This window comes from Clostridium tyrobutyricum DSM 2637 = ATCC 25755 = JCM 11008 (assembly GCF_000359585.1).
Taxonomy (GTDB): Bacteria; Bacillota; Clostridia; order Clostridiales; family Clostridiaceae; genus Clostridium_B; species Clostridium_B tyrobutyricum.
On record NZ_APMH01000026.1, the window covers coordinates 1 to 22,441 of the forward strand.

Annotated in this window: 25 protein-coding genes; 21 read left to right on the plus strand and 4 right to left on the minus strand. The window is 31.0% G+C overall.

The features are described from left to right. Positions 1-25: 25 nt before the first annotated feature. Entirely contained in the window at positions 26-1,126 is a 1,101-nt protein-coding gene (gene ychF, locus J418_RS0110670) for a redox-regulated ATPase YchF (protein ID WP_017750809.1), read from the minus strand. Positions 1,127-1,357: 231 nt separating this feature from the next. On the opposite strand from ychF, the gene mraZ reads away from it, so the two are divergent. The 21 genes from mraZ (at position 1,358) to J418_RS0110775 (ending at position 19,677) form a co-directional block, all read left to right on the plus strand. Continuing rightward, positions 1,358-1,786, plus strand: coding sequence for a division/cell wall cluster transcriptional repressor MraZ (mraZ, locus tag J418_RS0110675; protein WP_017750808.1), 429 nt, complete (start codon positions 1,358-1,360; stop codon positions 1,784-1,786). A 21-nt stretch (positions 1,787-1,807) separates the two neighbouring features. Continuing rightward, positions 1,808-2,737: a 16S rRNA (cytosine(1402)-N(4))-methyltransferase RsmH gene (gene rsmH / locus J418_RS0110680; protein WP_017750807.1), complete on the plus strand. Its 930-nt coding sequence runs from the start codon at positions 1,808-1,810 to the stop codon at positions 2,735-2,737. 36 nt (positions 2,738-2,773) lie between these two features. After that, on the plus strand, positions 2,774-3,238 hold the full coding sequence (locus tag J418_RS0110685) for a hypothetical protein (protein ID WP_235807000.1): 465 nt from the start codon (positions 2,774-2,776) through the stop codon (positions 3,236-3,238). A gap of 5 nt (positions 3,239-3,243) precedes the next feature. Next, a complete protein-coding gene (locus J418_RS0110690; protein WP_017895558.1) occupies positions 3,244-5,436 on the plus strand; it encodes a stage V sporulation protein D in 2,193 nt (730 codons plus the stop codon). A gap of 145 nt (positions 5,437-5,581) precedes the next feature. Continuing rightward, positions 5,582-7,039, plus strand: coding sequence for a UDP-N-acetylmuramoyl-L-alanyl-D-glutamate--2,6-diaminopimelate ligase (locus J418_RS0110695; protein WP_017895559.1), 1,458 nt, complete (start codon positions 5,582-5,584; stop codon positions 7,037-7,039). Positions 7,040-7,101: 62 nt separating this feature from the next. Continuing rightward, positions 7,102-8,499 (plus strand): UDP-N-acetylmuramoyl-tripeptide--D-alanyl-D-alanine ligase, encoded by a 1,398-nt coding sequence (locus J418_RS0110700; RefSeq protein WP_017750803.1) that lies wholly within the window; start codon positions 7,102-7,104, stop codon positions 8,497-8,499. Between the two features lie 18 nt (positions 8,500-8,517). Further along, positions 8,518-9,471: a phospho-N-acetylmuramoyl-pentapeptide-transferase gene (gene mraY, locus J418_RS0110705; protein WP_017750802.1), complete on the plus strand. Its 954-nt coding sequence runs from the start codon at positions 8,518-8,520 to the stop codon at positions 9,469-9,471. Positions 9,472-9,547: 76 nt separating this feature from the next. Beyond that, the gene (gene spoVE, locus J418_RS0110710) at positions 9,548-10,669 is read left to right on the plus strand and encodes a stage V sporulation protein E (protein WP_017750801.1); all 1,122 of its coding nucleotides are present in this window, start codon (positions 9,548-9,550) and stop codon (positions 10,667-10,669) included. Positions 10,670-10,826: 157 nt separating this feature from the next. Then, entirely contained in the window at positions 10,827-11,603 is a 777-nt protein-coding gene (locus tag J418_RS0110715; RefSeq protein ID WP_017750800.1) for a cell division protein FtsQ/DivIB, read from the plus strand. A gap of 12 nt (positions 11,604-11,615) precedes the next feature. Continuing rightward, a complete protein-coding gene (locus tag J418_RS0110720) occupies positions 11,616-12,341 on the plus strand; it encodes a DUF881 domain-containing protein (RefSeq protein ID WP_017750799.1) in 726 nt (241 codons plus the stop codon). A 21-nt stretch (positions 12,342-12,362) separates the two neighbouring features. Beyond that, a complete protein-coding gene (locus J418_RS0110725; protein ID WP_017750798.1) occupies positions 12,363-12,707 on the plus strand; it encodes a small basic family protein in 345 nt (114 codons plus the stop codon). After that, entirely contained in the window at positions 12,679-13,449 is a 771-nt protein-coding gene (locus J418_RS0110730) for a DUF881 domain-containing protein (RefSeq protein ID WP_235806996.1), read from the plus strand. Before J418_RS0110725 ends, J418_RS0110730 begins: the two co-directional genes overlap by 29 nt. 126 nt (positions 13,450-13,575) lie before the next feature. After that, positions 13,576-14,247 (plus strand): YggS family pyridoxal phosphate-dependent enzyme, encoded by a 672-nt coding sequence (locus J418_RS0110735; RefSeq protein ID WP_017750796.1) that lies wholly within the window; start codon positions 13,576-13,578, stop codon positions 14,245-14,247. 28 nt (positions 14,248-14,275) lie between these two features. Then, positions 14,276-14,734: a cell division protein SepF gene (locus J418_RS0110740; RefSeq protein ID WP_017750795.1), complete on the plus strand. Its 459-nt coding sequence runs from the start codon at positions 14,276-14,278 to the stop codon at positions 14,732-14,734. An 18-nt stretch (positions 14,735-14,752) separates the two neighbouring features. Beyond that, on the plus strand, positions 14,753-15,019 hold the full coding sequence (locus J418_RS0110745) for a YggT family protein (protein ID WP_017750794.1): 267 nt from the start codon (positions 14,753-14,755) through the stop codon (positions 15,017-15,019). 6 nt (positions 15,020-15,025) lie between these two features. Then, a complete protein-coding gene (locus J418_RS0110750) occupies positions 15,026-15,802 on the plus strand; it encodes a YlmH family RNA-binding protein (protein WP_017750793.1) in 777 nt (258 codons plus the stop codon). A gap of 15 nt (positions 15,803-15,817) precedes the next feature. Next, the gene (locus J418_RS0110755; protein ID WP_017895560.1) at positions 15,818-16,432 is read left to right on the plus strand and encodes a DivIVA domain-containing protein; all 615 of its coding nucleotides are present in this window, start codon (positions 15,818-15,820) and stop codon (positions 16,430-16,432) included. A gap of 69 nt (positions 16,433-16,501) precedes the next feature. After that, complete coding sequence (aroB, locus tag J418_RS0110760) at positions 16,502-17,578, plus strand: 3-dehydroquinate synthase (RefSeq protein ID WP_017895561.1); 1,077 nt, start codon at positions 16,502-16,504, stop codon at positions 17,576-17,578. Between the two features lie 21 nt (positions 17,579-17,599). After that, positions 17,600-18,292, plus strand: a complete 693-nt coding sequence (locus J418_RS0110765) for a 5'-methylthioadenosine/adenosylhomocysteine nucleosidase (RefSeq protein ID WP_017895562.1) — start codon at positions 17,600-17,602, stop codon at positions 18,290-18,292. A 28-nt stretch (positions 18,293-18,320) separates the two neighbouring features. Further along, a complete protein-coding gene (gene lspA / locus J418_RS0110770) occupies positions 18,321-18,776 on the plus strand; it encodes a signal peptidase II (protein ID WP_017895563.1) in 456 nt (151 codons plus the stop codon). Next, a complete protein-coding gene (locus tag J418_RS0110775; RefSeq protein ID WP_017895564.1) occupies positions 18,766-19,677 on the plus strand; it encodes an RluA family pseudouridine synthase in 912 nt (303 codons plus the stop codon). Before lspA ends, J418_RS0110775 begins: the two co-directional genes overlap by 11 nt. Before the next feature lie 34 nt (positions 19,678-19,711). On the opposite strand, the gene J418_RS0110780 is transcribed toward J418_RS0110775, so the two are convergent. From J418_RS0110780 to pyrR, 3 genes are read right to left on the minus strand one after another with little or no spacing between them, the layout of a single operon-like run. Beyond that, positions 19,712-20,473, minus strand: a complete 762-nt coding sequence (locus tag J418_RS0110780; RefSeq protein WP_017895565.1) for an exodeoxyribonuclease III — start codon at positions 20,471-20,473, stop codon at positions 19,712-19,714. Between the two features lie 29 nt (positions 20,474-20,502). Next, positions 20,503-21,801 (minus strand): uracil permease, encoded by a 1,299-nt coding sequence (uraA, locus tag J418_RS0110785; RefSeq protein ID WP_017750786.1) that lies wholly within the window; start codon positions 21,799-21,801, stop codon positions 20,503-20,505. A 16-nt stretch (positions 21,802-21,817) separates the two neighbouring features. Beyond that, complete coding sequence (pyrR, locus tag J418_RS0110790) at positions 21,818-22,363, minus strand: bifunctional pyr operon transcriptional regulator/uracil phosphoribosyltransferase PyrR (RefSeq protein ID WP_017750785.1); 546 nt, start codon at positions 22,361-22,363, stop codon at positions 21,818-21,820. Positions 22,364-22,441: the final 78 nt, after the last annotated feature.

Genomic DNA, 22,441 nt, shown 5'->3' on the forward strand with positions numbered 1-22,441 from the left:
GTATCCTCATTCCATCAATAATTAATTATACATTGAATCTAAAGTTTACTACATCCCCATCTTGCATTACATAATCTTTTCCTTCTAGCCTGTAGTAACCATTTTCTTTGGCAGCAGCTTCAGATCCACACTCGACTAATTTGTCATAAGATATGATTTCTGCCCTTATGAATCCTTTCTCAATATCTGAGTGTATTTTACCGGCTGCTTGAGGAGCTTTTGTTCCATTTACTATTGTCCATGCTCTTACTTCTTTAACTCCGGCTGTCAGGAAACTCATGAGTCCCAAGAGTTTATAGCTTGCTTTTATTAATTTGTCAAGACCTGCTTCACTTAAACCATATTCCTCCAGCATTTCTGACTTTTCATCTTCATCTAAAGTTGAAAGTTCTTCCTCGATTTTTGCAGAGATTGTTATAACTTCTGCATTTTCAGTAGTTGCATAATCTTTTACTTTTTGAACAAATTTATTATTGGTATTATTTGAGATCAAGTCATCTTCTGAAATATTTGCTACATATAATACTGGTTTAGTTGTAAGTAGAAAGTATCCTTTGACTTTTTCAGACTCATCTTCTGTAAGATCTAGAGTTCTTACAGGTTTGCCTTCTTCTAAATGCTTTTTTATCTTTAACATCAATTCATATTCAGCTTTTGCATCTTTGTCAGCACCACTTTTGGCTAATTTTACTATTTTTTCTATTCTTCTATCCATTACTTCCATGTCTGAAAATACTAATTCCAAATTTATAGTTTCAATGTCACGAATAGGATCTATAGAACCATCAACATGGACTATATTCTCATCTTCAAAACATCTGACTACATGGACTATGGCTTCAACTTCCCTTATATGAGATAAAAATTTATTTCCAAGTCCTTCACCTTTGCTGGCACCTTTTACTAAACCAGCTATGTCATAAAATTCTATAGCTGTATAGACTTTCTTTTCAGATTTATACATTTTTTCAAGCACATCAATTCTGCTGTCTGGAACACTTACTACTCCTATATTTGGTTCTATAGTACAAAAAGGGTAGTTAGCAGATTCGGCTCCTGCCTTTGTTATAGCATTAAATAAAGTGCTTTTGCCAACATTAGGCAAACCCACGATTCCAAGTTTCATCTATGTACAGTCCTTTCCTATATATCTAGTATAAAATTCATTTTAAATTATACTCTACAACAGACATCATTTCAATAAATTGAATAATAACTGGATTAAGTTTAATCTCTTTTAAAAATATATTAAATATGCATAAAACATGCAGGAATTTTTATGTGTATATAGAATAAATAAAAATAGTGGTTTAAAGTGGTGATAAGTGGAGTGAATATATAGGAAAAGGGTGTAATTATGTTTATAGGTGAATATGAGCATTCCCTGGATAGTAAAAATAGAATAATTATACCCTCTAAATTCAGAGAAAGTCTTGGAAGTAATTTTATACTTACAAAAGGTTTAGATAAATGTCTTTACGTATATACTAAAGAACAGTGGCACATATTGGAGAAGAAAATGGAAAAGCTTCCACTTACCAATAAAAGTGCCAGGGCTTTTGTAAGATTCTTTTTCTCAGGAGCCAATGAGTTAAATACTGATAAACAGGGAAGAGCTCTTATACCACAGTCTCTTTTGGAATATGCAATAATAAAAAAGGATGTAGTAAGTATAGGAGTATCCAATAGAATTGAAATATGGAGCAAGGAAAATTGGATAGAATACAATAATTCAAATATAGATTTTGATAATATAGCAGAGAAAATGAGTGACCTTGGAATATAACAAAATTGGAGGATTTATTTTATGAAATTCAATCATAAACCTGTACTTTTAGAGGAAACTATAAGTGCACTTGATATAAAAGAAGATGGAATATATGTAGATTGTACTTTAGGAGGAGGGGGACATTCTAGTGAAATATTGAAAAGACTTGGACAAAAAGGAAGGCTCATAGGAATAGACCAGGATAAAGATGCACTTAATGCAGCCTCAAAAAGACTTGAACAATATAAGAATGTAACTTATGTACATGATAATTTTTATAATATAGATAAGATACTGGATGAACTGGATATTGAAAATGTAGATGGCGTACTTATGGATTTGGGAGTTTCTTCTTATCAACTGGATAATATAGAAAGAGGATTTAGTTATATGAGAAATGCTTCTTTGGATATGAGAATGGATACAGATCAAAGTTTAACAGCCTATGATGTAGTAAATAAATATAGTTTAGATGAGATATTTAAAATTATAAAGAACTATGGTGAAGACAGATTTTCACGTAGAATAGCAAAATTTATAGTAGAATCAAGAGAAAAAGCACCTATTGAAACTACTTTTCAGCTTGTGGATATTATAAAAGAAGCTGTGCCAATGCGATTTCAAAATGATGGACATCCAGCTAAAAGAACTTTCCAGGCAATAAGGATAGAAGTAAATAGGGAACTTAGTATATTGGACAGAGCAGTGGAAGACAGTGTAAAACGTATTAAATCAGGTGGAAGATTAGCTGTTATAACATTTCATTCATTGGAGGACAGAAAAATAAAAGTGAAATTTAAAAATTTACAGAATCCATGTACCTGTCCACCAGATTTTCCCATATGTGTATGTGGAAAGGTTCCTGTAATAAAAATTATAACTAGAAAGCCTATAATTCCTACAGAAGATGAAAGAGAAAAAAATTCTAGAAGTAGAAGTGCTAAGCTCAGAGTAGCAGAGAAAATTTAGTTCTAAAATTTGAATGGGGTGAATAAATTGATAGTGATGAATGAGGATAAAATCATAAGTGGAAACAATGCAATACAGCCGGAATATGAGACATATAAACCTACTGTAAAAAAAGTTAAAGTCAAGAAGAATAATAGAAAGAAACAAACTAAACACAAGATTAAAGTTATGAGAAATATAGGAATAGTTTTTGTGATTGGAGTTGTATTAATAGCTAGATACTCTATTATATACAACATGCAGATGCAGTTGAATTCTACTCAGAATAGAGTGGATAAAATAAATAAACAAAATGAAAATCTAACAGTAGAATTGGTTAAGTACAACAATCTTGGGTACATAGAGGACACTGCAATAAATAAACTCCATATGATACAACCTCAAAAAAGTTCAGCTGTATATGCAGATTTAAACAAGACAATTATAAAAGAAGATCCCTCAAAAGATAAAAAGAAAATTAATAGTATCTTGGATAAGGTAAAGCAATTTAAATGGAGGTAGTATAATTGCCTAAAAGGGAATACAGGGATAGAGTTATAACTAGAAAAAGAATGATAATTGTTTTTAGTTTTCTGTTTATAACTTTTTTTGTACTAATTAGCAGAATGCTCTATGTTATGGTCTACAAATCTCCAAAGCTAAAAGCTATGGCAGTGGCACAATGGACAAGTGATGTTAAAATTGATGCAAAAAGAGGCAGAATCCTAGATAGAAATGGAAATGAACTGGCTATAAGTGCAAATGTATATAGGGTGGATTTGGATATGAATACTTTAAGAGACACCATGAAAGAAAAAAAACTTTCCCAGGATCAGGTGGTAACAATGATTTCTTCAGCCCTTTCTATGGATAAGAGCGAGGTATTAAAAACTCTTGGAAAGAGGCTTCCAGGGGGACTGCCACTTGGATCAGCCACACTTAAGAGAAGGATAGAAAAACCTGAAGCAGATAAAGTAAGAGGACTGAATTTAAATGGAGTACTTGTTTCGGCGGATACAAAAAGATATTATCCAAATAATAATTTTTTGGCACATGTGCTTGGGCATACTAATTCAGATGGAAAGGGACTTACAGGAGTAGAGCTTTATTATAATAAACAGCTTTCTGGAACTCCAGGAAGAAGAATTACTGAAACTGACAGCAAGAGCAAGGATCTTCCATATACTATATCTGAATTCACAAAACCTGTAGATGGGAAAGATGTCGAACTCACAATTGACAGCATGATTCAGCATTTTGCTGAGAAAGCAGCAGATCAGGCTTTAAAGGACAATAAAGCAAAAGCTGTAAGTATAGTAGTTATGGATCCAAATAATGGGGAAGTATTGGCTATGGTAAACAAACCAGACTATAATCCAAATGATCCATGGGTAAAGGGAAAGACCTATGATGAACTTCAGAAGAGCTGGAGAAACAGGGCTGTAAGTGATACTTTTGAACCAGGTTCCATATTTAAGGTTGTAACAGCAGATACTGCTCTTGAAACCAATTCTGTAGATGTAAACAATGATAGCTTTTCCTGTAATGGAAGCATAACTATAGGAAATAAGACCATACATTGCTGGAAGTCAGGAGGACATGGGGTACAGAAATTTCCCGATATATTAAAGAATTCATGTAATGTAGGCTTTGCTCAACTTGGAAAGATGATAGGAAAAGAAAAATTAAATCAATATATACAAAAATTTGGTTTTGGACAAAAGACGGGAATAGACCTTCCAGGAGAGGCAAAGGGTATTATAAAAAGGACCAAGGATATAAGTGACATAGATTTGGCTACCATTTCTTTTGGACAGGCAAATACGGTTAACATGATGCAGTATTTAAAAGCTTTCAATACTGTAGCCAATGGAGGATATTTCATAACACCTCATGTCATGAAAGAGATAGATCACTATAATGAAAGCAAAAATGAAGAAGTAGTTGATGAAAAATATAATTTAAATGAGAAAAATAAGAAAAAACTTATAGATTCCAGTAAGGCAGCACAACTTAGGACATATCTTGAGAGGGTAGTTTCAGAAGGTGGAGGAAAAAATGCATTTATAGATGGATATCATATAGCAGGTAAGACTGGAACTGCACAAAAAGCTGGTGTAGGTGGATATCAGTCAGGAAAATATGTATCTTCTTTTGCGGGAATGGCTCCAGCTAACAATCCTAAAATAACACTGCTTTTATCCATTGATGAACCGGATTCCTCCAATTACTATGCAGCTCAGACTGCAGCTCCTGCAGCCAGGCAATTATTTTTGGATATATTCAATTATCTTGGGATGAAAAGTGATGGAAGTTCTGAAGAAATTGCCAGGAGCATGCTTAAAAATGTAGTGGTTCCTGATGTTAGAGGAATGAAAGTAGCTGATGTTGAAAGTAAACTTAAAGAGATGAATTTAGTGCCGGAATCTGATACTAATGGTGAGTATGTGGTAGACATGAATCCTAAACCTGGTTACACTGTTAAAGAGGGAAGTAAAGTTGTGCTTCATACATCACAAAGTCAGGCTTACAATAAGGTAGTAACAGTACCGGATGTAAATGGCATGAGCCCTGAAAATGTAATAAGTGTATTTAATAGCCTGGGATTAAAAGCTAATGTCCATGGAAATGGAATGGTATCTGATCAAGATGTAGAACCAGGTAAGGAGGTTGAAAAGGGGACAACTATAAATATTAGTACTGAACTCATTGGAGATTAAATTATGGCATGCAATTGCACTAAAAAGTGTGAATTGCATGCCAATGCTGTGTTTGTATGATTAAAAATTCAAAAATATATTCCTTTTGGAACTATATATGTGTATAATTACTATGTTTAATAATGTTTTAGATAGGGGTGTTGATATGAAACTGGAAGATATACTTTGTGGTATGGATTATGAGATAACGAGTGGATCAGATGGAGTGGATATAAATGAGATTCAATATGATTCAAGAAAGGTTAAAAGTGGAGATGTATTTATATGTATTAAAGGATATAAAACTGATGGACATAATTATATAGATAATGCATTTAAAAATGGTGCATCAGTAATAATATATAGTGAAAGTATAGAATCATTACCAGAGTGTACCACTATAAAAGTGGAGGATGGCAGAAAAACACTTGCAAAAGCATCGTCAAATTATTATGGAAATCCTTCCAGCAGGATGAAAATTATAGGAATAACAGGAACCAACGGTAAAACAACTTCTACATTTATGATAAAATCTATTTTGGAGTCTGCAGGGTATAAAGTTGGATTAGTTGGTACAATAGCAAATTATATAGGAAATAAAAAATTGCATTCTGAAAGAACTACACCAGAGTCATTGGAACTTCAAAGATTATTTAAGGAAATGGTGGATGAAAAAGTTGAATATTGTGTTATGGAAGCATCTTCTCATTCACTTTATCTAAACCGAGTATATTCAGTAGAATTTTGTGAAGCAATATTTACAAATCTAACTCGGGATCATCTTGATTTTCATAAGACATTTGAAAACTATTATCAAGCAAAACTTATACTATTTAAAAATACACTTAACTCAATAATAAATATAGATGACAAGTATGGAGCAAGGGTATATAAAGATGCTATAGGAAACAAAGTAACATATGCCATTGAAAAACCGGCAGATGTAAAAGCTGACAATATAAATATGCATTCCCGGGGGGTAGAATTTGATGTAACATATAAAAGTGAAAAAAAACATATAAATTTAAATATACCAGGAAAATATAATGTGCTGAATGCACTTGGAAGTATAGGAGCTTGCATAAATGAAGGAATAAAACTTGATGTTGTAAAATCCGGACTTGAAAAATTAAAGGCTGTACCAGGCAGATGCGAACTGGTAACGGATGGATATAATTTAGGATATGAAGTTATAGTAGATTATGCACATACTCCAGATGGACTCGAAAATATATTGAAAAGTGTTAGAGAATTTACAAATGGCAAGTTAATTGCAGTATTTGGATGTGGAGGAGATAGAGATAATACCAAGAGGCCTATAATGGGCAAAATAGGAACAGATCTATCTGATTTTGCCGTAATCACATCGGATAATCCAAGAACAGAAGATCCTATGGAAATAATAGATGAAGTAGTTTCTGGAATAGAAAAACAGGATTATATAGTTATTGAAAATAGAAGAGAAGCTATAAAAAAGGCAATGGAAATAGCAAAAGAAGGTGATGTTATAGTCATTGCAGGTAAGGGACATGAAGATTATCAGATCTTAAAAGACAGAACAATACATTTTGATGAAAGAGAAATTGTAGCAGACATTATAAAACAATTGGCAATTGGCAATTAGCAGTTCACCATTGTGAACTGTGTATTGTAATTGTTAATTGAACAAAAGGGAGAGTGTAATTCTTGGAATATATAAGCCTTAAGGATATTGTTAAAGCAATAGATGGAAAAATTATATTTGAAGGAATATATGAAGGATTCAACAATGTGAATTCTGATACGAGAAAGATAGAAAAGAAAGATCTATTTATAGCTCTTAAAGGTGAAAATTTTAATGGGAACAACTATATAAAACAGGCAAGTGAAAAGGGAGCATCTATATGCATAGTAGATGAGATAAATTATGATGATAGTGAAATAAGACCATATACTACCATAATAAAAGTTGAAAATACAAGATCTGCACTTCTTGATCTGGCACAATATTACAGAAGTATACTTGATATCAAGGTTATAGGTATTACTGGATCTGTAGGTAAAACCTCCACTAAGGATTTGGTGGCTGCAGCATTGAGTTATAAATTCAAGGTATTTAAGACAGAAGGAAATTTTAATAATGAAATAGGACTTCCACATATGATATTCAAACTGGATAATAGCTATGATATTGCAGTACTGGAAATGGGAATGAACAATTTAGGTGAGATACATAATATGGCAAAGGCGGCAAAGCCTGATATAGCAGTTATAACTAACATTGGTACGGCACATATTGGAAGACTTAAATCAAGGGAAAACATATTAAAAGCAAAACTTGAAATAACGGATTTCTTTTCTAGTGAAAATATACTTGTATTAAATAATGGCAATGATTTATTATCTACAGTAAAGAGCAATAAATTTAAAATAAATACAGTGTCACTTAATGATAGATCAAATTTAAGTGCTTTTAATATAAAACTGATGGAAAATTCTATAGAGTTTTCTGTAAAGGAAAATGACTTTGATATAAATGAAAAAATAGATGTTATGGCGCCCGGAAAACATAGTGTGATAAATTCTCTATTAGCTGTTATGTGTGCTAGATTGTTTAAGCTTACATATAATGAAATAAGACTTGGATTTAAAAATTTAGAAACTACGAAGATGAGACTTGAAATTATACAGGGAAAAAAGTTTAAAATTATAAATGACTGCTACAATGCCAATCCCGATTCTATGAAGGCAGCAATAGATGTATTGTCTGACTTTGATGGAAATAGAAAAATTGCAGTTTTGGGAACTATGGGGGAGCTTGGTGAAAAGTCACAGGAACTTCATGAAGAAATTGGAGAATATGCATCAAAACTGGGTGTGAATTTATTAATTGCACTTGGAGAATATAGCATATATTATAAAAGAGGTTTTGAAAAACTTAGTATAAATAATAGAAAAATAATGGAATTTAAAAATTACGATGAAGCAGTAAATTTTTTAACTGGCAGTTATATTGAAACTGGAGATGTTCTACTGGTTAAGGCTTCAAGAACTATGAGATTTGAGAGTATAGTAGAAAAATTAAAAGAGAATATCAATGATTAGGAGGTGGGTTCAAATAAAATGTATAGATTAATCTATTCAATATTAATAGCATTTTTTATAGCAATTTTAGAAGGACCAATTATAATTCCAATATTACATAAACTTAAGTTTGGACAAAGTGAAAGAGAAGAAGGGCCCAAAAGTCACAAAAAGAAGGCTGGAACCCCAACTATGGGAGGAATAATATTTATATTAGCTTCTTTAATAACAATGTTTATAATAGTCAGGAAACCAACAGATGAAGCCATGATTGCCCTATATGCACTTATAGCATTTGGTATAATTGGAGGATTGGATGACGCACTTAAAATAATAAGGAAAAAGAATCTAGGACTTAGAGCCTATCAAAAGATGATATTACTTCTTATAGTATCTATTGTCTTTGCATGCTATGCCGCTAATAATCCCAATATAGGTACTTCTATAATAGTGCCGTTTGTGCATAAAAGTTTAAATCTAGGGATGTTTTACATTCCATTTGTAGTTATTTTCTTTGTAGCTACTACTAATGCAGTAAATTTAACAGATGGATTAGATGGTCTTGCTACATCCATTACTATACTTGTAATGATTTTCTTTGCATTAGTTGCATTTGCCATGGGACATATTACACTTGCTATTTTTTGCGCAGTTACAGCCGGTGCCCTCCTTGGATTTTTAAGGTATAATGTGTTCCCGGCACAGATTTTTATGGGGGATACAGGTTCATTGGCATTGGGCGGCGCAATTGCAGCTGCGGCAATCATATTAAAATTACAATTTTTGGTTATAATAGTTGGTGGGATATATGTTATAGAAACTGCATCTGTTATAATTCAAGTTGCAAGTTTTAAACTTACAGGTAAAAGAGTATTTAAGATGAGTCCGCTGCATCATCATTTTGAACTTTCAGGTTGGCATGAAACAAAGGTCGTTGCTGTATTTTGTATAATTACTGTAGTATTATGCTTGGTAGGATTCTTATCATTTTAATGTATAAAAGTATTAGCTTGTAAACCTCGGTTTTTTGGCAGCGTGAATGAGTAATTGGGTAGGAGGATTATGATTTATGTATAAACTGAATAAAAAAATGGGATCTATAGATTTTATGATGTTTTCAACTATAATGCTGCTTATAGCCATAGGTGTTGTTATGGTATATAGTGCAAGTTCATATATGGCTTTTTATGATAAAAACTTGCATGACAGTACCTATTATCTTAAAAGACAGGGGTTGTGGGCTATAATTGGAACAATATTTATGTTTGCAGCTATAAAATTTGATTACCATAAGTTGAAAAAATATACTAAATTGTTTATGGTTGTTTCAGTAGTACTTCTGCTTATAGTTTTTGCTTTTTCAGCTACAAAGGGTGCTCAAAGATGGATAAAGCTTGGATCTGTAGGATTTCAGCCTTCTGAAATAGCAAAATATATAGTTGTACTGTATATGGCAAAAAGTATAGAAACCAAGGGTGGCAGGAAAATAGGAAGTTTTTTGTATGGCGTTTTCCCATATCTTCTAGTTTCAGGATTTTATGCTGGGCTGGTATTGGCAGAAAAAAATCTTAGTATAGCTGCAGTAATCATGATAGTTACACTTATAGTATTATATGCATCAGGGGCTAGGACTGTTCATATGATAGGTATAGTACTTTTTGTAGCATTGGGAGGAGTTGCAGGTATAATTTTAGAGCCATACAGAATGGCTAGATTCACAAGTTTCTTGAATCCTTGGGCAGATCCAAAAGGAAAGGGATACCAGATAATTCAATCTCTTTTAGCACTTGGTTCAGGAGGAATATGGGGAGTAGGCCTTGGAAAGTCAAGACAAAAATGCTATTATATCCCTGAACCTCACAATGATTTTATATTTTCCATAATAGGAGAAGAACTTGGCCTTATAGGATGCATAATAATTATTATTCTCTTTATAGTATTCATATGGAGAGGAATTGTAACTGCTATAAAAGCAAGTGATACTTATGGTACTATTCTGGCAACGGGAATAACTGCTGTAATAGCAGTTCAGGCAATAATAAATATTGCTGTTGTAACTGGTTCCATGCCAGTAACAGGAGTTCCACTTCCATTTATAAGTTATGGAGGATCCTCATTATTATTCAATATGCTGGCGATGGGTGTACTTCTCAATATATCACGGCAAAATAATCAGTATAATATAAAATAAAAACTTTATTTATTGAAATGCAGTACTGTAATAAAATACAGTACTGCATTTTATTGGTTGGAAATTAATAAAAAATTAATGAGAATTTTAATGAAATTAATCAAATTAAGTGTTAATATATATGATGTAAGCTAGATTATTGTGAGTTGGTGTGAATATGAATGATACTTTAATTAATAAAACTAAAAATGAACTTATTTTGAAGAGAAGAAGAAAAAAAAGAATAAAAAACAGTATATTATTATTTATATTTCTTCTAGCAGTACTTTTTGTACTTTCTATAAAACTTCCATATTTTAATATTAAATACATAAAAGTTTATGGAAATAAAAGCATAGATGTAAATGAGATTAAGTCGCTTTCAAAAATAAATATGGGGAATAATATATTTTACATAAATATAAATAAATCAGAAAAAAACATATTGAGAAATCCATATATAGGAAGTGTCAAGATAACTAGAAAATTGCCATCTCAGATAAATATAAATGTAGCAGAGAGAAATGCTATTTTTTATATAAAAATGGATAATACATTTTATATAGTGGATAAATCCGGTATATTACTTCAGAAAAGAAGTAATATAGATAATATGAATCTTGTTCAATTAAATGGAATAAACCTAACAAGTTCTAAAATTGGAGAGATCATAAAAACCAGGGACAATAGAAAAATTGATGGAATAAAAAATATAGGCTCATTAATTGAAGAAAGTAATGTAATGTTTGGTATTGATACGTTGGATGTTTCTAATTCATTAGATATAAAAGCTTATAAAAAAGATATGTGTATAAAACTTGGAAGTGCTGATGATATGAAAAACAAGCTAAATAAAGCACTAAATATAATAGAACAAGAAAAATTGAGTGCTGCCAAAGGATATGTGGATGTAAGATTCGATGGTAATCCTGTATTTTATATATATAATAACTAGGAGGATAGATTTATGCATAGATTTAGGGCACAGTTAAGTGTTGCTTTGGTATGCGGCATATTGGGATTTATGGTTGCATACCAATTTAAAGTTCTTATGAATCAGGAAAGCACTTTAAATTTGACTACAAATAATAACAATACAGATATTACAGTTGAAATAGAACAATATAAAAAAGAAAAAGAACAACTTGAAAAAAAAGTAGATGATTTACAAAGTAAAGTCAAAACCTATGAAGATGCAGCTGCCAATAAGAGCACGGCTACAAAAAATCTTGTAGATGAACTGGACAATTCTAGAATGTTAACGGGAGATGTAGATGTCAAGGGACAGGGTATAGTCATATATATTAATCCTAATAATAAAATGTTTGGCAGCAATTTAACTGGTACGTCAGATACTATAACAGATAAAAATCTAGTTTACATAGTAAATGAATTGAGATTTGCAGGAGCTGAAGCAATATCTATAAATGATATGAGAATTGTATCAGAAACTGGTATTAGAACAGCTGGAAGTTATATATTGATAAATGATGAAAAAATATCACCTTCAAGCAGGATAGTTATTCAGGCCATTGGCGATAAAAATTTACTGTATGGTGATATGAGCTTTCCAGAAGTCTTTGCAGATTTTAAGGATATAGCTGATATTAAATATGAAAAGTCAGATAATATATCTATAAAAAAATATAATAAAACATATAAATTTGAATATGCTAAGCCAGTTAAAGATTAGTTCAGGGGGTGATGATAAAATATGATAGGTTTTATAGGTCTTATATTGGGAATAATAGTAGGTGTTGTTTGGAATGTAAATATTCCAGATAAATTTTCACCTTATATGTCTGTGGCAATTTTAGCATGCTTGGATTCGGTATTTGGAGCTATGAGAGCCAATCTATCTAAAAATTTCAAATTAGATATATTTATCTCAGGCTTTTTTGGAAATTCAGTTCTGGCAGTGGCACTGGCATATCTAGGAGATAAATTGGGAGTACCTATATATCTTGCGGCAGTTATAGTATTTGGAGGAAGAATATTTGATAATTTTGCAATAGTAAGGCGATTATTACTTGAAAAAGCAAAATCTCATAGAAGATGAGGTGTATTATATGAAGAGCAGTGAAGCCAATATATTTCTTTTTATAGCAGCTCTAATAATTGGAATACTGTTGTCAATGAATATAAGTATATCTAAAGGAAATGTTTTAAAAAACAAGAAAGTATTTTTGAGTACAGCCCAATATCAGGATGCCTATAATCTTAGAAATAAGCTTAGAAGTGAAATACTTGGTGAAATGGAAAAATATAATGAGTACTCCAATAAACTAAAAAAATACGAGAATGATGATAAAAATCAAGTGCAGGTAAAAAATAGTATAAGCCAGGAATTACAGCAGGATAAAATAATACTTGGTAAAACTGCTTTAGAGGGACAGGGAATAAAGTTGGAAATAAACGATGGACCTACAAATGACGGTATGGATGCATTCCAATATCAGATGAGAATTGTTCATAATACTGATATTATCCAAGTTATAAATGATTTAAAAAATTCTGGTGCAGAAGCTATTTCAATAAACGGACACAGAATAATAGATAGATCTGAAATCTATTGCAGTGGACCATTTTTAAGGGTAAATGGAATCAAAATATCATCACCTTTTTTAATATATGCCATAGGTAATAAAGAGGTTATTAATAGCTATATGATGTCTAATGAGAACTATTTGAAATTAATGATCATGAGAAAGATAGTTGTAAATATAAATGAAATGGATAAAGTATATATACCCGCTTATAATGGTGATTACAATTTAGAATTTATGAAAGAAGACAAATAATATTTGCAGCTATTTTTTAATTATTATTTATATAAAAAAATAATTAAAATTTGAAGGATTTTCAATATTAATGAAGAATATTATTAATAAGTATTTAAGCTTAATTGATAAAGGAGACGAGGAATATTGTCAATTGAGGAAAATTTAAAAGAAATAAGAAAAAATGTAAAAGATGGTGTTACATTATTGGCTGTTTCCAAAACTAAGCCTATAGATAGTATAAAGCAGGTCTATGAGCTTGGAATAAGGGATTTTGGAGAAAATAAGGTTCAGGAATTAATGGATAAAGAGCCCAATCTTCCAGATGACATAAGGTGGCATTTAATAGGTCACCTCCAGAGAAACAAAGTTAAATATATTGTAGGAAAAGTTTATTTAATTCATTCATTAGACAGTATAAGACTTCTTAAAGAGATAGAAAAACATTATAAGGCAAAAAATTTAATGGCACAAGCTCTAATTCAAATAAATATTGGAAAAGAAGAGAGTAAAACAGGTGTTTATGTAGAACATCTACAAGAGTTGATAAATGCTTGTGAGGAATGTAAAAATGTAAAAATTAAGGGGCTTATGTCAGTGATTCCAAAAGGAAACGAAGAGCAATGCAGATATTATTTTAAAAAGTTAAAAAATATATTCTGTGATTTGAGAGAAAAAAGTTTTAAAAATGTAAAGATGGATGTATTATCCATGGGGATGACCCATGACTATAAGATAGCCATTGAGGAAGGATCAAATTTAGTCAGAATTGGGGAAGGAATATTTGGTAAAAGAGATTATTCAATACATGTAAAATAAAAATATAATAAACGTAGGAGGTATTACTATGGCGAGCAAGATGTTAAATAAGATGATGGGTTTTTTAGGACTTGAAGATGACTTGGAAGATGAAGTTGAAGAATTTGAAGAAACAGATAATAAAAAAGCTGTAAATGATTTTGAAGAGGTGGAACCTGTAATAAATTCAAAAAGGCAAAATAAAGTTGTAAGTATACATACAACTATTTCGGCTAAAATAAGAATAGTTAAACCAACTACTTATGAAGAAGCTGCCGATATATGTGATGAATTGAAAAATAGAAAGATTGTGGTTATAAATACTACAGGTTTGGAAAACAGGGTAGCTCAAAGACTTCTTGACTTTATGGGAGGATCAAGTTATTCTTTAGGTGGAAGTTTGGAAGAAATAGAAAAAGGTGTGTATATACTTTCACCGGCAAGTGTGGAAGTAAGTAATGATTTGAAAAATGAGCTTTCAGGCAAAGGTTTGTTTAATTGGAAGTAGAATGTATTGGAGGAAAAAATGATAACAAGTACTTTAGCAGTTGCACTATCATTACTTTTTAGATTTTTGGAAGGCGCTATATTTTTAGATGTAATATTATCATGGGTAATGCCAAGGGGAGGGAATTCTTTCGTGAATTTGCTCCATGTGTTTACTGAACCATTTATGAGACCCGGAAGAAAACTACAACAAAAACTTATTCCAGGTCTTATGATAGATTTCTCACCTATAATTGCTTTTATTATTATAGATATAATAAGAGGAATTGTATTTTCTATATTATAGTTAAATATGGATAAGAATAGTTTTATAAAAAGAGTTGATTTTAATGACGAAAGTATTATATCTAATATATACAATAAAATAAAATTGGCAAAAAAAACAGGAATAGATGTTTATACCAATGAATTTTATACACCTAATATATGGAACAAGATTGAAAATATGCAAAGTGAACTTGGGATAAACGTTTATAGTTATGGAATATTTGAAGATGCCGAGAGAAGAATGCTTTTGTTTTCTTTCTATGAAGATATTAAAAATTATCCATTGGATTTGCTGAGAATACAGTTGAATTCTAAATTTTCCAAACCCTGTCATAGAGATTTTTTAGGAGCACTTATGTCATTGGGTATTAAAAGGCAGAAATTTGGGGATCTAATATTAAAGAAAAATGAAGAATGCTATTTAGCTTGTTCTAGTGATATAAGTGAATATGTAACTTCAAATTTTACAAGTGTAGGTAAAGCAAATTGCAGTTTAGATATTTTAGATTTGGGTATTTCTAAAATTCCAAACTATAATTTTAATACTCTATCCTTAAATGTTTCCTCCATGAGAATTGATTGTATAGTTAGTTCACTTTGTAATATATCCAGATCTAAAGGTGAAGCACTTGTAAAAAAAGGAAAAGTTCAGGTTGATTATTTCGAAACTTTGAGAAAAGATAAAATTATAGAAGATACTTCTACTGTAATAGTCCAAGGATATGGGAAGTTTAAACTTGCAGGAAAAATAGGAAATACAGGAAAAGGAAGAATTAAACTCCTTATAAAAAAATTTAGTTGATTTGAGGTGTTTGAATTGGCAATAACAGCTGTAGATATAACTAATAAGGAATTTAAAAGAGTACTTAGAGGTTATAATATAGATGAAGTAGATGAATTTCTAGATCAAATAGCATCTGACTATGAAGCGTTGAATAGAGAGAATTCTAATTTAAAGGATAAGTTGCAATCAATACAGGAAAAGGTAGACCATTACAATAAAATGGAAACTACTATACAAAATACTCTTCTTTTAGCTCAAAATGCTTCTGAGCAGGCAAAAGAAAATGCTAAAAAAGAGAGTGAACTTATAATAAAGAGTGCAAATGAAACTTCTAAAAGGATAATAGATAAGGCTCATAGTGATGTTCTTGCTATTAATAGTGAATATGACAAGGTTAAACAGGAATTTATTAAGTTTAGATCAAAATATAGAAATTTTATGGAATCACAACTGGAAATGTTTGATGACATGGAGAAAACATTTATAAAAAATTATAATATAGGCTGTGAAACCAATGAGGTTTCTGATAGAAAATCAGATGATAAAAAATTAGTTGCAAAGGAAATTGAAAATATGCCAAAGCAAGAGGAGATATCTACTAATGATGATGAATTAGAGGAAATCAAAAATTTCTTTATAAAAGGGTAAAAAATACCACTCTTAGGAGTGGATTTTTTGTTCAAGGTAGTTAAGTGAAAATTATAGGTGGTGAAAATTGTGAGTGACATACTTGTAAGGTCAATAAATAGCAATTATAAAATATATATAAAGGACAATTTGGATACTTTATGTAATTTAGTTAAAGAAAAGTATGGTAAGAATAAAATTTTCCTAGTTACTGAAGACATTGTATACAATTTATATAAAAATACTATAATTAATTTACAAGAAAAAATTAACTGCAGTGTTTTTTATTTTAATCATGGGGAACAGAATAAAAGTATAGATACCGTATTAAAAATATATGATTTTCTTTTGAAAAATGATGCCAATAGAGATAGTATATTAATTGGATTAGGTGGAGGATTAGTTGGAGATATAGTAGGTTTTACAGCTTCAACTTATATGAGAGGAATTAAATTTGTAAATGTTCCTACAACCATGTTATCTCAAATAGATAGTTGCATTGGTGGAAAAGTTGGATATAATTATGATGGAATAAAGAATTTAATAGGTAATTTTTTTAATCCGGATTTAGTATACGTGTGTCCTCATTTCCTAAAAACCTTGGAGGACCATCAGTTCAAAGACGGATTAGGAGAACTAGTCAAATATGGAGTTATTGATTCTCAAGAGTTTTTCGACTACATAGATGGTAATTATTCCAAAATATTGCACAAGGATACACAATGTCTTTTGCATATAATAGAAAAATGTCTGGATATAAAGAAGAATGTAGTTGAAAAAGACTTTAGAGATACTGGACTTAGAAATATATTGAATTTTGGACATACAATAGGTCATGCAGTAGAAATATCTTCGAAATTCAGTATTTCTCATGGTGAAGCAGTAGGTCTTGGAACCTTGGCGGCACTAAAGATATCTGAGCATAAATTCAATATATCTGAAGATGTATATAAATCTGTAGAATATATATTAAAGAGATTTGGGCTTTCTACAAGATATAAGATTGAAGATTATTGTAAATTTTTAGATACTATTAAACATGACAAGAAAAATGATGAAAATATAAGATTTGTATTAATTGAAAAGTCTATGGGAGATTACAAGATAAAAGTAGAAGTAACTGAAGCTGAAATTAAAAAAGCACTTGGTCAATCAATTGACAGTTAAAAAAGAGAGGATGAATTATTTATGGTAGTTGGAATAATTGGAGCTATGGATGAAGAATTGGAGATTTTATTGTCTAAAATGAATATTGAAAAAGTTTGTGAAAAGGCAAATATGAAATTTAATATGGGAAAAATATATGATAAAGAAGTAGTTGTTGTAAGATGTGGTATAGGAAAGGTAAATGCTGCGGTATGTGCTCAAATACTTGTAGATGATTTTAAAGCTGATCTTGTAGTCAATGTAGGTATAGCAGGTGGCTTGGGAGAAAATGTATGCCCGGGTGATGTAGTTATTGCTGATAATCTAGTACAGCATGATATGGATGCTACAGCATTTGGTGATAAATTGGGTCAGGTTCCAAGATTAAATACATATGATTTTAAATCCAGTAATACACTTGTAAAAAAGGCTAAAGATGCCTGCGACAGTGTATTGAAAGACAAAAACAGTTTTGTGGGAAGGATAGTTACAGGAGATCAATTTATATCAGGACCAGATAAATGTAAATGGCTTGTAGAGAAATTTGAAGCATTGGCCTGTGAGATGGAAGGTGGAAGTATTGCACAAGTTTGTTATTTGAATTCTGTACCTTTTGTTGTGATAAGATCTATATCTGATAATGCCAATACAGGGGCACATATGGAATATGAAAAATTCGCACCTATTGCAATAAAAAATTCTACCAATATATTGGAATATTTTCTTAAACATTAGTATATACTTTAATATTCAGGAGGTATACATGACAATATTCATAATAGTAATAGGATTGATAATAGACAGATTTACCAAGATATGGGCTATGAACAGTTTATCCAAAATTTCTGAGATTACTATAATAAAGGATTTCTTTTCACTTTTATATATACAAAATAAAGGCGCAGCTTTTGGAATATTTCAGGATAAAACAATATTCTTAACTATAGCATCCATAATTGTAATGATTTTTATAGTTTATTACATTATAAAAAATAAGCCTAAAAATAAGCTTGTAAAAATAAGTTTATCTCTTATAATAAGTGGCGCATTGGGAAATTTAATTGATAGAATAAAGTATAGATATGTTGTAGATTTTATATCGATACATTATAAGGAGATTTACTATTTCCCTATATTTAATTTTGCAGATGTTATGGTTGTAGTAGGTACTTTATTACTTGTATTATATTTGTTGAAGGAAGAAAAGCATGGAAACTAAAAAAATAGTATTTGATGAAAATAGGGATATAAGACTGGATTTGTTTCTGCATAAATATTTTCCTGATAAGTCCAGATCGCATATACAGAAATTAATAGGAGATGGATCCGTTCTTGTAAATAATATAGCAAGAAAAAATAATTATAAACTTAAATTTCAAGATGAGATTGTCATAAATATAAAGAAGCCTGTTAATTCAGGTATAGTTCCTGAAGACATACCACTTGATATACTTTATGAGGATAGAGACGTAATAGTTGTAAATAAACCACAGGGAATGATTGTTCATCCTGCATCCTCTATCCAAAATGGTACACTTGTAAATGCGCTTTTGGCACATTGTACTGATTTATCCGGCATAAACGGAATTACACGTCCAGGAATAGTTCATAGAATTGATAAAGGTACTTCGGGGATACTTGTAGTAGCTAAGAATGATTTTGCTCATAACAAGTTAGCTGAGCAGTTGAAAAATCATTCCATGACAAGGGAGTATATAGCTCTTGTAGAAGGGGTATTAAAACAAGATTCTGGAACTATAGATGAGCCAATTGCAAGACATCCTAGAGATAAAATAAAGATGGCTGTAGTTCAAGGAGGTAAAAGAGCTGTTACCAATTATAAGATTATTGAAAGATTCAAGAATAATACTCTTGTTAAATGCATACTTGAAACTGGAAGAACCCATCAGATAAGAGTACATATGGCATATATAGGGCATCCACTCGTAGGAGATCCTGTGTATGGGTATAAAAAACAGAAATTTAATTTAAATGGACAGCTCTTGCATGCAGAAAAACTTGGATTTATACATCCATCTACAGAAAAATATATTGAGTTTGAAACAGATTTACCACTATACTTTAAAAAAATAATAGATATCATGAAAAATAATAAATAAATACAGCCAACAGATTGTATCTGTTGGCTGTATTTTAATCTAATTCAATCATAATTGGACAGTGATCAGATCCTTTTATATCTGTCAATATTTTAGCATCTTTAATTTGATCAATTAGATTATTTGAAACAAAGTGATAATCTATTCTCCATCCAGCATTTCGTTCTCTGGCCTTAAATCTATAACTCCACCACGAATATTCAATTTTATCGGGATTTATATATCTATATGTGTCAGTGTAACCATTTTGAATTAATTTGTCTAGCCACTTTCTTTCAATAGGTAAAAATCCTGAATTCCTAGAATTTGATTTTGCATTTTTTATATCCATTTCAGTATGTGCCGTGTTATAATCACCGCATATTATGAGTTTTTTATTTATATTTACAAGCTTGTTGCAATAATCCAGGATGGCATCATAAAAATCCAATTTATATTGTAATCTATTATCGTTCATCTGGCCATTTGGAAAGTATATGTTTAATATAGTGAAATTTTTGAATTCCAGTATGAGTATTCTTCCTTCTGTATCAAATTTTTGAATCCCTATACCATGTTTAACTGACAATGGTTTTAATTTGGTATAAATTGCAGTACCACTATAGCCTTTTTTTTCAGCAAAACTAAAATATGAATAATAGCCATCTATGCACTTTAATTTTTCATCCAGATTGTTTTCTTGAAGTTTGGTTTCTTGTATACACAATATATCTGGATTTTCATCATCTATCCATTGAAAGAAATTTTTTTTTGAAATTGCCCTTAATCCATTTACATTCCAAGAGTATATTTTCATATGTACGGTTCATCTCCATATACAAACTGCTATATTGATTTTGAATCTTCCAATTCAGAAGCACTGTTTTTAGGAAGTATGAGATTTAATATTATTCCAATAATTGTTGCTAAAGCAACGCCGGATATTTCAACTGGTGATCCTCCTAAATTAAATTTTAAGGAAGCACCTCCAATCCCTATGACTATTATAACAGAAGCAAGTATTAAATTCCTGTTTTTGCTGAAATCTATTTTATCCTCTACAAATATTCTAAAACCTGAAGATGCTATTATTCCGAATAAAAGTATGCTTACTCCACCTATTACAGGCATAGGCATATTTTCAATTAATGAGGATATAGGACCCATAAATGATAGGATTATTGCTATTATTGCAGCTCCTCCTATAACCCAGACACTGTAAACCTTAGTTATAGCCATAACACCGATGTTTTCTCCATAAGTTGTGTTTGGAGGTCCTCCTGCAAAACCTGCAAATATGGTAGCTACTCCATCTCCGAGTATTGATCTGTGGAGGCCAGGATCTTTTGTAAAATCTCTTCCTACTACATTATTTGTTACATAAATATGACCTACATGTTCAGCCAAAGTTACAAAGGAGATAGGAGCCATGAGCATCATAGCATTTATATTGAACTTTGGAGTCATAAAAGGCGGTAATTTAAATAATTTAGTAGTAATTATGCTATGAAATGTTTGTTCAGGCAATACTCCTAAAACTATGGCAGATATATATCCTACGATTATAGCTATTAGTATAGGGATTATTCCCAAGAAACCTTTAAAATACATACTTCCAAGCACACCTACAGCAAGTGTTATTATAGATACAGTCATCCAGGACCATCTAGGTACATTTTTCAACTGATCTGTAGTAAAGTTTGGATTAAAGCCTGCCCAGTTTATGGCTGTACTTGCAAGCCCAAGCCCTATTACTATAACTATGGAACCCACGACTACAGGTGGAAGTGCCTTATTTAGCCAGTTTATTCCACAAAGTTTTATTATTATTGATACTATTATGTATACACATCCTGCTGCTATTACACCTGACAGCATTGCTTGAGAACCATAATTTTTGGATGCTACAAGCATAGGTGCTATAAATGCGAAAGAAGAGCCTATGTATGCTGGAAGCTTAGCTTTTGTACATATTATGTATAGTAGTGTTCCAACTCCACTGCAGAATAGTGCTATTGCAGGACTCATTCCAGTTAATATAGGAACAAGTATTGTAGCTCCTACCATGGCAAAAAGATGTTGAAAACTTAATGGTATTGTAATTCCTATAGGTAATTTGTCTTCTACATCAACTATTTTTTTCATATGTTTAGTATACTCCTTATATTTCGTAGATTTTAACTGAATCGGATTTGTCAATTTCTGATATTTCTACAGAAACTATCTCGCTTTTAGATGTAGGTATATTCTTACCTACATAATCTGCTCTTATTGGAAGTTCTCTGTGTCCTCTATCTATTAAAACAGCTAATTGTATTAATCTTGGTCTACCTAAATGTATAAGAGCATCTATTGCAGCTCTTACTGTTCTACCTGTATAAATCACATCATCTACCAAGATTACCTTTTTATCTTCTACATCTATTAAATTTGCAGCTTTTATCATAGGAAGATCCAGAGGATTGTCAGAAACTTTGGTTAAATCATCTCTATATAGACTTATGTCCACACTTTCGACTTTCAATTTAATGCCCTCTATGTTTTCTATATTTTTAGACAATCTTTTAGCTATAGGATAGCCCCGTCTTTTTATACCAACAAGAATAATATCTTTTATGCCGTTATTATTTTCGATAATTTCATGAGATATTCTGGTTAAAGTTCTTTTCATTGCTTTTTCATCCAAAATCATAGCTTTTAATTTCAAAGTTTTCACCACCATTCATCATATATTGTAAATAAAAAATGTCCCCCATGGTATTGAAGGACATAGCAATAACGTTCA

Excerpts from the sequence above, each read along its gene's own strand:
- ychF (WP_017750809.1), bottom strand. The coding sequence starts at position 1,126 with ATGAAACTTGGAATCGTGGGTTTGCCTAATGTTGGCAAAAGCACTTTA.
- mraZ (WP_017750808.1), top strand. The coding sequence starts at position 1,358 with ATGTTTATAGGTGAATATGAGCATTCCCTGGATAGTAAAAATAGAATA.
- rsmH (WP_017750807.1), top strand. The coding sequence starts at position 1,808 with ATGAAATTCAATCATAAACCTGTACTTTTAGAGGAAACTATAAGTGCA.
- J418_RS0110685 (WP_235807000.1), top strand. The coding sequence starts at position 2,774 with ATGAATGAGGATAAAATCATAAGTGGAAACAATGCAATACAGCCGGAA.
- J418_RS0110695 (WP_017895559.1), top strand. The coding sequence starts at position 5,582 with ATGAAACTGGAAGATATACTTTGTGGTATGGATTATGAGATAACGAGT.
- mraY (WP_017750802.1), top strand. The coding sequence starts at position 8,518 with ATGTATAGATTAATCTATTCAATATTAATAGCATTTTTTATAGCAATT.
- spoVE (WP_017750801.1), top strand. The coding sequence starts at position 9,548 with ATGTATAAACTGAATAAAAAAATGGGATCTATAGATTTTATGATGTTT.
- J418_RS0110715 (WP_017750800.1), top strand. The coding sequence starts at position 10,827 with ATGAATGATACTTTAATTAATAAAACTAAAAATGAACTTATTTTGAAG.
- J418_RS0110720 (WP_017750799.1), top strand. The coding sequence starts at position 11,616 with ATGCATAGATTTAGGGCACAGTTAAGTGTTGCTTTGGTATGCGGCATA.
- J418_RS0110725 (WP_017750798.1), top strand. The coding sequence starts at position 12,363 with ATGATAGGTTTTATAGGTCTTATATTGGGAATAATAGTAGGTGTTGTT.
- J418_RS0110740 (WP_017750795.1), top strand. The coding sequence starts at position 14,276 with ATGGCGAGCAAGATGTTAAATAAGATGATGGGTTTTTTAGGACTTGAA.
- J418_RS0110745 (WP_017750794.1), top strand. The coding sequence starts at position 14,753 with ATGATAACAAGTACTTTAGCAGTTGCACTATCATTACTTTTTAGATTT.
- J418_RS0110750 (WP_017750793.1), top strand. The coding sequence starts at position 15,026 with ATGGATAAGAATAGTTTTATAAAAAGAGTTGATTTTAATGACGAAAGT.
- J418_RS0110765 (WP_017895562.1), top strand. The coding sequence starts at position 17,600 with ATGGTAGTTGGAATAATTGGAGCTATGGATGAAGAATTGGAGATTTTA.
- lspA (WP_017895563.1), top strand. The coding sequence starts at position 18,321 with ATGACAATATTCATAATAGTAATAGGATTGATAATAGACAGATTTACC.
- J418_RS0110775 (WP_017895564.1), top strand. The coding sequence starts at position 18,766 with ATGGAAACTAAAAAAATAGTATTTGATGAAAATAGGGATATAAGACTG.
- J418_RS0110780 (WP_017895565.1), bottom strand. The coding sequence starts at position 20,473 with ATGAAAATATACTCTTGGAATGTAAATGGATTAAGGGCAATTTCAAAA.
- uraA (WP_017750786.1), bottom strand. The coding sequence starts at position 21,801 with ATGAAAAAAATAGTTGATGTAGAAGACAAATTACCTATAGGAATTACA.